This is a genomic window from Pulveribacter suum, assembly GCF_003013695.1.
Lineage (GTDB): Bacteria > Pseudomonadota > Gammaproteobacteria > Burkholderiales > Burkholderiaceae_C > Melaminivora > Melaminivora suum.
Genome location: NZ_CP027792.1, coordinates 180834 through 192047 on the forward strand (window position 1 = coordinate 180834; position 11214 = coordinate 192047).

The window sequence follows — 11214 nt, forward strand, 5'->3', positions numbered from 1 at the left end:
TTGGCTATCATGGCCGGCTGGTTTGCACCGCCCTTTTTCTTCCACGACCCCGGAGCGCACATGGCCCTCATGGACTTCATCAAGAAGCAGTTCATCGACATCCTGCAATGGACCGAGGACGGCGACGGCACGCTCGCCTGGCGCTTCCCCATGGAGGGCATGGAGATCCAGAACGGCGCCGCGCTGGTGGTGCGCGAGTCGCAGATGGCGGTGTTCGTCAACGAAGGCCAGGTGGCCGATGTCTTCGGCCCCGGCACCTACAAGCTGACCACGCAGACGCTGCCGGTACTGACCTACCTGCGCAACTGGGACAAGCTGTTCCAGTCGCCCTTCAAGAGCGACGTGTATTTTTTCAGCACGCGCCAGCAGGTGGACCAGAAATGGGGCACGCCCCAGCCCATCACCATCCGCGACGCCGACTTCGGCGCCGTGCGGCTGCGGGCCTTTGGCAACTACGCCTACCGCGTGGCCGACCCGAAGCTGCTGCACACCGAAATCACCGGCACGCGCGCCGAGTACACCGTGGCCGACCTGGACGGCCAGCTGCGCGGCCTGGTGCTGCAAAGCATCAGCAACGCCATTGCCGCCAGCGGCGTGCCGTTCCTGGACCTGGCGGCCAACCAGGTCATGTTCGCCGACGCGCTGACCACCACCCTGCGCCCGGCGTTCGAGCGCATTGGCCTCAAGCTCGAAGGCCTGACGGTGCAAAACCTCTCGCTGCCCGAAGAGCTGCAAAAGGTGATGGACCAGAAGATCGGCATGGGCATGGTCGGCGGTGACATGGGCAAGTTCATGCAGTACCAGACGGCGCAGGCGATTCCGAAGTTCGCCGAAGGCGGCGGCCACGGCGGCGGCGTGGCGGGCGACGCCATGGGCCTGGGCGCCGGCGTGGCGCTGGGCCAGGTGCTGGCGCAAAACCTGCAGTCGGGCCTGCAGCAGCAGCCAGGCGGCAACGCGCAGCAGCCGGCAGCAGCGGCCGCCGTGCGGCCCGAGGACGTGATGGCCACGCTGGAAAAGCTCGGCGAGCTCAAGGCCAAGGGCATCCTGACCCAGGACGAGTTCGACGCCAAAAAGGCCGAGCTTTTGAAAAAGCTCGTCTGACGCTACAAAAACAATAGCTGCCAGCGCTTGATGGACGGGCGCTGGAGCCCAAAAGCACCCCAAACTCTTCGCATGGCCACCCGCAGCGCCCAGCGCCACTACCGCGCGCCGTGCCCCGGCTGCGGCGCGCCGGTCGAATTCCAAAGCGCCCAGTCCACCCACGCCGTCTGCCCCTACTGCCACAGCACCGTGGTGCGCAGCGGCGGCGTGCTGCAGCGCCTGGGCACCATGGCCGAGGTGTTCGACGACCACAGCCCGCTGCAGCTGGGGGCCAGCGGCCGCCTGCCGGCGGCCCCGGGCGCCGGCGGCGCGCAGGCCTTCACCCTGATCGGCCGCCTGCAGTACGAAGCCGCGCAGGGCCGCTGGACGGAGTGGATCGCCCTGCTGCCCGGCGGCGCCAGCGCCAGCCTGGCCGAGGACAACGGCGCCTATGTCTTCTCGCGCCCCGTCACGCCGCGCCACACCCTGCCCGAGCCCGGGCACCTGCGCCTGGGCATGACCACCGCCATCAACGGCAAGGCCTACACCGTGGCGGCCCACCTGCAGGCGCACCTGGTCGCGGCCGAAGGCGAAACCCCGAAGCTGCCCCCGCCCGGCCAGCCCTTTGCCGTGGTCGAGCTGCGCGCCGCCGATGGCGAGGTGCTGAGCATCGACTACGGCGCCGCGCTGCCCGAGGTGCAGGCCGGCCGCTCCGTGCGGCTGGAGGACCTGCAGCTCACGGGGCTGAAGGACGAGTCGGCGCGCGAGGAGGCCGCGCGCCAGTTCGGCTGCCCCCGCTGCGGCGCGCCCGTGCACGTGGAGCTGGCCGCTAGCAAGAGCTGCACCTGCCCGTCCTGCCACAGCCTGATCGACTTGGCCGAAGGCGTGGGCGGCGAGCTGCGCCACGCCGTGCAGCGCGAGCCGGTGCAGCCGCTGATCCCGCTGGGCAGCACGGGGCAGTTCGAGGGCGCGCCCTGGCAGGTGGTGGGCTTTCAGCACCGCACCGGCGTGGAGGTGGGCGACGACGATGAGGAGGTCTTCGGCTGGGACGAATACCTGCTGTACAACCGCCAGCGGGGCTTCATCTTCCTGGTGGATGCCAGCGACGGCTGGAGCCTGGTGCGCCCGGCCAGCGGCGCGCCCAAGCACAAGGGCGGGGCGCAAAGCGCCACCTACCTGGGCCGCCAGTACCGCCTGACCTCCACCTACCGCGCCGAGACGAACTACGTGGCCGGCGAGTTCTACTGGCCCGTGCAGCGCGGGCAAAAGACCAGCAACGACGACTTCGCCGCCGTGGATGGCAAGGGCATCCTGTCGCGCGAGCAGGCGCCGGGCGAAGTCACCTGGTCGCACGGCCAGCGCCTGGACAGCAGCGTGGTCGCCCAGGCCTTCAAGCTGCAGGATCGGGACGGCCTGTTCACCCGCCAGGACGCCGGCATCACTTCCATCACGCTGGGCGCGGGCTGCGGCACGGTGGTGCTGCTGTTCGTGGTGCTGCTGGTGCTGCTCATCGTGCTGGCCAACTGCTCGGGCGACTCGGGCGGCGGCTACCGCAGCTCGGGCGGCTCCTGGGGCGGCTACACCTCGGGCGGAGGGCACAAGTGATCCCCTGCACCCTCTTTTTTTCATCCCTGTCACTCATCCAACCAACAAGGAATAAAGCGCCATGATGGGAATCGAATGGCTCCGGCCCGCGGCCTTTCTCGGGTCCATCCTCTACGCCCTGATCGGCGTGGTCATCTTCTGGCTGTGCTTCGTCATCATCGACAAGATCACACCCACCGACCTGTGGGCCGAGATCGTGGAGAAGCAGAACGTCGCGCTGGGCATGGTGGTGGCGGCGATGTGCCTGGGGGTGAGCATCATCGTGGCGGCGGCGATCCATTGAGCGCCGTGCCCGCCCGCCCCCGCCCACCCCTGCCCGGCGCAATGGCGCCTTCGAGCCTCCTGCCATGACCGCACCCAACCCGCCCGCGCCGCCCGCCCAGCCGCGCAATCCCCTGCACGGCCTGACCCTGGAGGCCATCGTCGTCGCGCTGGTGGCGTACTTTGGCTGGGAGGAGCTGGGTCGGCGCATTCCGGTGCGCTGCTTCACCAGCGACCCCAGCGTGCCCTCCAGCCTGAAGTTCCTGCGCAAGACGCCGTGGGCGCGCGAGAAGGTCGAGGGGCTGTACCTGTTCATGCTGCGGGAGCAGCGGCGCGGGCAGGCGCGGCGGGATGCCTAGCGCCTCAGGGCCGGGAGGGCAGAAGGCGCATGCGGATCCGGGAACAATCCCCTGAATGGCTGCCTGCGGCGCCTGAGCCGCTCCTGGCCGCAACCCGACTGTTCCGACCACCTTTCCCACCGTTTCATGCCCACGCTCGACTGGCTCAACCGCGCCACCGCCTTCACCACTGCCGCCCAGGTGCCCTACCGCCTGCTGGACACCATCTCCACCCACGGCGACGCAGCCACCGCACCGGACAACCTGCTGATCCAGGGCGACAACCTCGAAGCCCTGAAAGCCCTGCTGCCCTTCTACCGCGGCCAAGTGAAGTGCATCTTCATCGACCCGCCCTACAACACGAAAAGCGCCTTCGAGCATTACGACGACCATTTGGAGCACAGCCAGTGGCTGTCGATGATGCTGCCGCGCCTGCAATTGCTGCGCGAGTTGCTCACCGAAGACGGATCGATCTGGGTGACCATCGACGACCACGAGGGCCATTACCTCAAGGTGTTGATGGATGAGGTGTTTGGGCGGGGGAACTTTGTGAATTCTGTTATTTGGATAAAAACGCCAAGTGTCCACAATAATGCGGAATTTTTCTCCTCAATGAATGACTGCATTCATGTATTTGCAAAAAATATTAATGCATGCAAATTCAACAGAGTCTCCCGCAGCGCACGTAACGTAAGTGACTACACAAATCCAGACAATGATCCAAGAGGCGCTTGGTCATCTAGCCCGCTGCATGTCAGCTTAACTTCAGGGCAACGCGGAGCACAGTTTGCTCGAACAGGCACTTCTAGCGGACTATTTCCAATCATTAGTCCGCACGGGGAAGAAATTCACCCCCCAAAGGGGCGGGCTTGGGCCTACGGTGAAGAAACTCTTGCCGCCTTGGAGAGAGATAATCGCATTTGGTGGGGCAGCGATGGCCGCAATCAACCAAGGTTGAAGCGATTTTTCTCAGAACTGAAGGAGGGTGTAGTCCCGACCACAACATGGAGTCATGAAGAGGTTGGACATAATCAAGAGGCAAAGAAAGAAACTTCTTTGTTATTGCTTGAAGAAGATACAGAGCTGTTTTCGACTCCCAAACCCGAACGCCTGCTTCAGCGCATCCTCCACATCGCCACCAATCCCGGCGACCTCGTCCTCGACAGCTTCCTCGGCTCCGGCACCACGGCCGCCGTTGCGCACAAGATGGGCCGCCGCTGGATCGGCATCGAGATGGGCGAGCACGCCGCCACGCACTGCCTGCCGCGCCTGGACAAAGTGATTACCGGCGAGCAGGGCGGCATCAGCCAGGCGGTGGGCTGGCAGGGCGGCGGCGGCTTCCGCTTCGCGCGCCTGGGTGCGCCCATCTTCGACACCGACGGCTGCATCCACCCGGACGTGCGCTTCGCCACGCTGGCGGCCTTTGTCTGGCAGCAGGAGACGGGCACCGCCTTCGACCCCGCCCAGGGCCGCGTCGGCACGCCCTGGCTGGGCACGCACTCCGTTTTTGATAGCTGCCCGCGCTTGATTGGTGCGGCCGAGGGGCCGATTTCGCTCGAAACCGCGTCCGAGCCGATGCCGGAGCTTGTCTTGCGCAGCCGCACCGCGTACTACCTGCTGTTCAACGGCATCCTGGGCGACAGGCGCCCTGCCGGCGGCAACGTGCTGACCCGCGCGGTGCTCGAGGCGCTGCTGGCCCTGCATGCCGGCACGCCGCACCCCGACGCGCTACTGGTGGTCTATGGCGAGGCCAACCGGCTTGGCCCGGAGACGCTGGCGCGCGCGCGGGTCACGTTCAAGCATATTCCGTATGACGTAAAGGCGAGGTGAGGAGCATGGACCAGTTCGATACGGCTGCCGAGCTCCAGCAGTGGCTGCACGCCCATTTTCCGAAGGAGAACGAGCACCACGAATGGAAAGAGTGGCAATCACTGAAATCCAATATTTCCGGCCGTAAGGGCGAGGATCTGGTGTCGTATGTGAGCGCCCTGGCCAACATGGACGGCGGCTGCGTGGTGATTGGCGCGCAGGACAAGACTCTGGCTCCCACGGGCATCCGGGACTTTGCCGACTACACGCTCGAAAACGTAGTCCACCGCGTGCTGGGCAAGACGCCTGGCCTGCCGTCTCTGGGGTTGCAAGTGCAGGAGCTGCGGGCGCGTGACACCGGCGCCGTGGTGTGGCTGGTGCATGTGCCGCGCCATGCTCCGCGGGAACCTGTGTCGGCGCATGACAGAGCTTGGCAGCGCGATGGCGACAGCCTAGTGGAGTTGCGTGAAGACCGGCGCCGCGCCATTTTGGCCGAGCACTTGGCGGGCGAGGACTGGAGCGCCACCGTGGTGCCTGACGCCACGCTGGCCGACCTTGACGAAGCAGCCATTGCCAAGGCACGCGAGAAATTCGCCGAAAAATACCAGCGAGAAACTTGGGCTGCACAGGTGCCGCAGTGGAGCACGGAGAAACTGTTGGACAAGATCGGCCTGGCCATCCATGGGCGCATCACCCGTGCTGGCCTGTTGCTGCTGGGGCGGCGCGAAAGCGCCACGGCGCTGCTGTCGCCGCACCCCGTTGAAATCATCTGGAAGGTGGCGGCCGAGCGGGTCGCGGAACCTTTCCACCCGCCGTTCCTGCTCACCACTACCGATGTGGCGCAGCGCGTGCGCAATCCCAACATCAAGCTCTTTCCACGCAATGAGCTGCTGGCCGTGACCTTGCCGCGCTATGACACCCACACAGTGCTGCTCGAAGGCCTGCACAACTGCCTGGCGCACCAAGACTACGCGCAAGCCGGGCGCATCGTCGTGGAGGAGTCCATCGGTCTGGTGCGCATGATCAATCTGGGCGGGTTCTTCGACGGCCAGCCCGACGAGTACGCAAGCGGTGCGCGTACACCCGAGCGCTATCGCAATGAGCGCCTGGCCAGGGCCATGGCCGAGGTAGGCATGATCGACAAGGCGGGCTTTGGCATCCACGACATGGTGCTGGCGCAGCGGCGACGCTTTTTGCCGCTGCCGGACTATGAGGGTTCGTCACCCGCGCGCACGGTGTTCAACGTCTATGGCCAGGAAATCGACGAGAACTACAGCCATTGGCTGATGGAGCGCACGGACTTGCCTATCGAGTACGTGCTGTGGCTCGACCGGGTACAGAAAAAGCGCAAGCTCGACGCCGCGCAGGTGGCGCAACTGCGGCGCGCTGGTCTGATCGAGGGACGCAGCCCCCGGCTGCACATTTCCGCCAAGCTGGCGGTGGCACTGGGTCAGGAAGTGGAGTATCTGGACCACAAGGGGCTCGATGCCAGGCACTACAAAGCCCTGGTGCTGGATCTGCTGGCTCTGGGCGCGCAGCGGCGCGTGAAGATCAACGCCATGCTGCTGTCCAAGCTGCCCGCTTCGATTGCTTCGGAGCACAGTCGCAAGGCTTACATCAAAAACCTGTTGCAGGACATGGTGCGCGAGGGCTCGATCGAGAACGCGGGCGGTTCCACGAATGCGGCGTTGTGGCGCCTGAGGGGGGAAGATTAGCCAATGAAGCCAATGCTTGAGCCAATGCTGCCTCTGGAAATCAATATGAATCAACAGCTTGCATTGGCTTATTGGCTAAAAATCGAAAAAATTTGCGCCAATCCAAGCCAATCCCCATGAGCCCTATCACCCTCAAGTCCTACCAGGAGCAAGCGCTCAAAGCGCTGTCCGACTACGCCCAGGCCGCCCGGGTGCAGGGCGCGGCGCACGCATTTGCCGCCCAGGCCGGGCGTGCGTACCAGGCCGGCGCCTTCGGCTCGGTGCCCTGCGTGTGCCTGCGCATCCCCACCGGCGGCGGCAAGACGGTGCTGGCGGCGCACGCCGTGCCGCTGCTGGCGCGCGACTGGATGGGGCAGGACGCCCCCGTGGCGCTGTGGCTGGTGCCCAGCGACGCGATCCGCACGCAGACGATGCACAGCCTGCAGACGCCCGGCCACCCCTATCGGGCCGCGCTGGTGGCGGCCTATGGCGAAGGGCTGCGGGTGTGTGCGCTGGAGGATGTGGCGCAGATCGCCCCGCCGGACTGGGGGCGCACCGCCGTGGTTGTGGTGGCCACCATCCAGAGCTTTCGCGTCGAGGACGCGGGGCAGCGCAACGTCTACAGCTTCTCCGAAAGTTTCGAGCGCCACTTCAAGGGTGTGCCGGAGCGCGCGCTGGCGCCGCTGCGTGCGCTGCCCGACGCCCTGGTCACGCCCGAGGACGCGGCGCGCGACGCGACCGGCGTGCTGGCAGGCTTCGTCGATCAGCCGCGCTGGAGCCTGGCCAACTGGTTGGCGCTGCAGCAGCCGCTGGTGATCGTGGACGAGGCGCACAATGCCAAGACCGACAAGAGCTTCACCGCCCTGCAGCGCCTGAATCCGAGCTTCATCCTGGAGCTGACGGCCACGCCCCTGCCCGCGCAGACCAATGTGCTCTACCACGTCAGCGCACAGGAGCTCGCGGCCGAGGACATGATCAAGCTGCCCATCGTGCTGGCCGAGCACGCCGAGGGCTGGCCCGCCGCGGTATTCGCCGCCGTGCAGACGCGGCGTGAACTCGAGGCCGAGGCACTGAAGGACGAGGCCGCCGGCGCGGGCTACGTGCGCCCCATCGTCCTGTTCCAGGCGCACAACGCGGGCGAGGAAATGCCACCCGACAAGCTGCGCGACTATCTGGTGCAGGAGTTGAACCTGCCCGCGCACCATATCGTGGTGGCGACGGGCAAGGAGCGCGGGCTGGACGACATCCGCTTAGCCGCGCGCGATTGCCCGGTGCGATACGTGATCACCGTGCAGGCCCTGCGCGAGGGCTGGGACTGCCCGTTTGCCTACGTGCTGTGCAGCCTGCAAAAGCTCAGCAGCGCCACGGCGGTCGAGCAGCTGCTGGGGCGCGTGCTACGTATGCCGTATGCGGTGCGGCGCGGCCGCGAGGCGCTCAACCGCGCCTACGCCCATGTGTGCGCGGCCTCGTTCTCGCAGGCGGCGCACGCGCTGGCGGACCGGCTCATCGGGCACATGGGCTTCGAGGCGCTGGACGTGGCCAGCATGCTGGCCGCGCCCGCCAGCCTGCCGTTGTGGGAGGGATTGGAGCTAAATCAGCCCGCGGATCGCGCCCAGCAAGCGCTGGTAGCTACTATTTTTGAAGCAATTGCGCCCACGCCGGAATTGCTGGCCCAACCCGGCGTGCAGGCCCTGCCGCAAGGTGCTGGCCTGCGCGTGGTGGCGCATATCGACCAGGACACCGAAACCCTGCTGCTGGCTCAGGTGCGCGGCGCGAAGAAGCAGGAGCAGTTGCGCCAGCAGGTGGCACAGCACAACGCGCTGGCGGCCGCGCAGGCGGCGCCCGCCACGCACGGAGCGGCCTTTGCGCCCGTGCCTCGCCTGGCCTACCGGACCGATGCGCAGGCCCCGCTGTGGCCGCTGGAGCGCGAAGCGGTGCTGGAGGCGGTCGAGGTCGACTGGCTCTCACCTCACGCCGTGCAGCTGCCCGGGTTTCACACCGCGCAGGAGCCTGACCTGTTCGAGATCGGGCTGGAGCGCCAGCGTGTGACCCTACGCCTGGCCGATGGGGCGCAGATGCCCATGGACTGGCATAGCACCAGCATCGACGCGCAGACCCTGGTCGGCTGGCTGGACCAGTCCCTTTTCAAGCAGCTTGCGGATCTGACACAAAGCCAGCGCCGCGCCTACCTCACGGCCGTGGTCAACCACCAGCTGCACGCCTGCAACGTGCCGCTGGTGGCATTGGCGCAGGGACGCTTCCGCCTGGCGCGAGCCATCGAGTACCACGCCGCCGAGCTGCGCCAAAGCGCGGCGCAACGTGCCTTCCGGCAAAAGGTGCTGGGTGAGGGCACTGCCAGAGGGGCCTGGGTGGTGGAGCCCGACTGGTCGCACCCGCATGTGTTCGAGCCCGGCCGCTATCCGGCGCCCGCGGCCACGCGCTATACCGGGCGCTACCGTTTCGCCAGGCACTACTTTCCGGTGCTGGCTGACCTGAAGGGCAGTGGGGAGGAATTCACCTGCGCCCAGCTCATCGATCGCCATCCACGCGTGCGCCACTGGGTGCGCAATCTGGACACCGCCCCCGGCGGCTTTGCGCTGCCGACCTCGCGCGGGCGCTTTTTTGCCGACTTCGTTGCCGAGCTGACGGACGGCCGCGTGGCGCTGCTGGAATTCAAGGGTGCGCACCTGCAAAGCGACCCCTACGAAATCGAGAAGCGCCAGGTCGGGCAATTGTGGGCGCGCGCCAGCGACCGGCGCGCGGTTTTCGGCTGGCTGACCTTTGATGGCTTGGCGCAGCAGCTGGACGCCGCGCTGGCATGAGCGAACCCGCGGCGCGGACCGCTCCTCGCCCCCTCGATGTCGCCCTGCTCACCAGCGTCTTCGTCATCGCCGCCTGCGGCCTGCTGTACGAGCTGGCGGCCGGGGCGCTGGCGTCGTACCTGCTGGGCGATTCGGTGCTGCAGTTCTCCACCATCATCGGCACCTACCTGTTCGCCATGGGTGTGGGCTCGTGGCTGTCGCGCTATTTCGAGCGGCAGCTGCCGGCGCATTTCCTGCGCATCGAGCTGCTGGTGGCGCTCATCGGCGGCTCGCTGCCGGCCGTGCTGTTCCTGGCCAACGCCTACGTGCCCGGGGCGTTTCGCGTGCTGCTGTACGGCATGGTGCTGCTGGTGGGCACGCTGGTGGGGCTGGAGATCCCGCTGGTCATGCGCATCCTGAAGCGCAACGTGCAGCTGAAAGACCTGGTCAGCCAGGTGCTCACCTTCGACTACCTCGGGGCGCTGGCGGTGTCGCTGGCGTTTCCGCTGCTGCTGGTGCCGCAGCTGGGCCTGGTGCGCACGGGGCTGCTGTTCGGCTTCATGAACGCGGCCGTGGCCGTGTGGGCGCTGTGGCTGTTTCGCCATGAGCTGCGGCGCTTCGGCGCGCACGCGCTGGCCTGCGCGGCGGTGCTGCTGGCGCTGGGTGCGGGGCTGATCGGCGCCGAGCACATCACGCGCTTTGCCGAGGACAAGTTCTACCAGGACCGCATCGTCGCCAGCCACAGCTCGCCCTACCAGCGCATCGTGCTCACCCAGGGGCGCCTGGGCCTGCGGCTGTACCTGAACGGCAACCTGCAGTTCGCCGAGAGTGACGAATACCGCTATCACGAGGCGCTGGTGCACCCGGCCATGGCCGCGCACGGCGCGCCCAGGCGCGTGGCGGTGCTGGGCGGGGGCGACGGCATGGCGGTGCGCGAGATCCTGAAATACCCCTCGGTCGAATCCGTCACGCTGGTCGAGCTGGACCCGGCCATGACGCGGCTGTTTTCCGAGCACCCGCAGCTGCGCCGCCTGAACGCAGGCGCCCTGCACGATGCGCGCGTGCAGGTGGTCAACGAAGACGCCTTCCAGTGGCTGCAGCGCCCCGATGTGGCGCCGTTCGACGTGATCGTGGTGGACTTCCCCGACCCGACCAACTTCGCCATCGGCAAGCTCTACACCAACAGCTTCTATGCCCTGCTGGACCAGCACCTGGCCGCCAGCGGCTACGCGGTGGTGCAGACCACCTCGCCGCTGATCGCGCGCAAGAGCTTCTGGACGGTGGTGGCCACCCTCGAATCGGTGGGCCTGGGCGTCACGCCTTACCACGCGCACGTGCCCAGCTTTGGCGAATGGGGCTTCGTCATCGCCGGCCGCCGGCCCTGGCGGCTGCCCCCGGCGCTGCCGGCAAACCTGCGCTTCCTCGACCTGGCCTCCGTCGCGCCCCTGACGGACTTTCCGCGCGACATGGCGCGCGTGCCCGCTGAGGTCAACCGCCTGTCCAACCAGGTGCTGGTGCACACCTATGAGCAGGAATGGGGCCGCGTGCTGGCGCATTGACCGCGAATATGTAACTTTGTTTCAGGTGATTCACAATGCAACCGATATACCGGTCTGCATTGGTGAA

The 11214-nt window shown here is 66.7% G+C and carries 8 protein-coding genes; all 8 read left to right on the forward strand.

All coding sequences use genetic code 11. The features are described from left to right. The first annotated feature begins 60 nt into the window (after positions 1–60). Positions 61–1101: an SPFH domain-containing protein gene (locus C7H73_RS00835; protein ID WP_106847477.1), complete on the forward strand. Its 1041-nt coding sequence runs from the start codon at positions 61–63 to the stop codon at positions 1099–1101. 72 nt (positions 1102–1173) lie between these two features. Then, positions 1174–2685: a DUF4178 domain-containing protein gene (locus tag C7H73_RS00840; RefSeq protein WP_106844915.1), complete on the forward strand. Its 1512-nt coding sequence runs from the start codon at positions 1174–1176 to the stop codon at positions 2683–2685. Positions 2686–2746: 61 nt separating this feature from the next. Continuing rightward, the gene (locus C7H73_RS00845) at positions 2747–2968 is read left to right on the forward strand and encodes a DUF350 domain-containing protein (protein WP_106844916.1); all 222 of its coding nucleotides are present in this window, start codon (positions 2747–2749) and stop codon (positions 2966–2968) included. A 64-nt stretch (positions 2969–3032) separates the two neighbouring features. Further along, positions 3033–3305 (forward strand): VF530 family protein, encoded by a 273-nt coding sequence (locus C7H73_RS00850; RefSeq protein ID WP_106844917.1) that lies wholly within the window; start codon positions 3033–3035, stop codon positions 3303–3305. A gap of 126 nt (positions 3306–3431) precedes the next feature. Then, the gene (locus C7H73_RS00855; RefSeq protein ID WP_106844918.1) at positions 3432–5114 is read left to right on the forward strand and encodes a site-specific DNA-methyltransferase; all 1683 of its coding nucleotides are present in this window, start codon (positions 3432–3434) and stop codon (positions 5112–5114) included. Between the two features lie 5 nt (positions 5115–5119). Next, complete coding sequence (locus C7H73_RS00860; protein WP_106844919.1) at positions 5120–6808, forward strand: RNA-binding domain-containing protein; 1689 nt, start codon at positions 5120–5122, stop codon at positions 6806–6808. Positions 6809–6924: 116 nt separating this feature from the next. Beyond that, complete coding sequence (locus tag C7H73_RS00865) at positions 6925–9609, forward strand: DEAD/DEAH box helicase (RefSeq protein ID WP_106844920.1); 2685 nt, start codon at positions 6925–6927, stop codon at positions 9607–9609. Next, positions 9606–11147 (forward strand): polyamine aminopropyltransferase, encoded by a 1542-nt coding sequence (locus C7H73_RS00870; RefSeq protein ID WP_106844921.1) that lies wholly within the window; start codon positions 9606–9608, stop codon positions 11145–11147. Before C7H73_RS00865 ends, C7H73_RS00870 begins: the two co-directional genes overlap by 4 nt. Positions 11148–11214: the final 67 nt, after the last annotated feature.

Excerpts from the sequence above, each read along its gene's own strand:
- C7H73_RS00870 (WP_106844921.1), top strand. The coding sequence starts at position 9,606 with ATGAGCGAACCCGCGGCGCGGACCGCTCCTCGCCCCCTCGATGTCGCC.
- C7H73_RS00855 (WP_106844918.1), top strand. The coding sequence starts at position 3,432 with ATGCCCACGCTCGACTGGCTCAACCGCGCCACCGCCTTCACCACTGCC.
- C7H73_RS00850 (WP_106844917.1), top strand. The coding sequence starts at position 3,033 with ATGACCGCACCCAACCCGCCCGCGCCGCCCGCCCAGCCGCGCAATCCC.
- C7H73_RS00865 (WP_106844920.1), top strand. The coding sequence starts at position 6,925 with ATGAGCCCTATCACCCTCAAGTCCTACCAGGAGCAAGCGCTCAAAGCG.
- C7H73_RS00845 (WP_106844916.1), top strand. The coding sequence starts at position 2,747 with ATGATGGGAATCGAATGGCTCCGGCCCGCGGCCTTTCTCGGGTCCATC.
- C7H73_RS00835 (WP_106847477.1), top strand. The coding sequence starts at position 61 with ATGGCCCTCATGGACTTCATCAAGAAGCAGTTCATCGACATCCTGCAA.
- C7H73_RS00840 (WP_106844915.1), top strand. The coding sequence starts at position 1,174 with ATGGCCACCCGCAGCGCCCAGCGCCACTACCGCGCGCCGTGCCCCGGC.
- C7H73_RS00860 (WP_106844919.1), top strand. The coding sequence starts at position 5,120 with ATGGACCAGTTCGATACGGCTGCCGAGCTCCAGCAGTGGCTGCACGCC.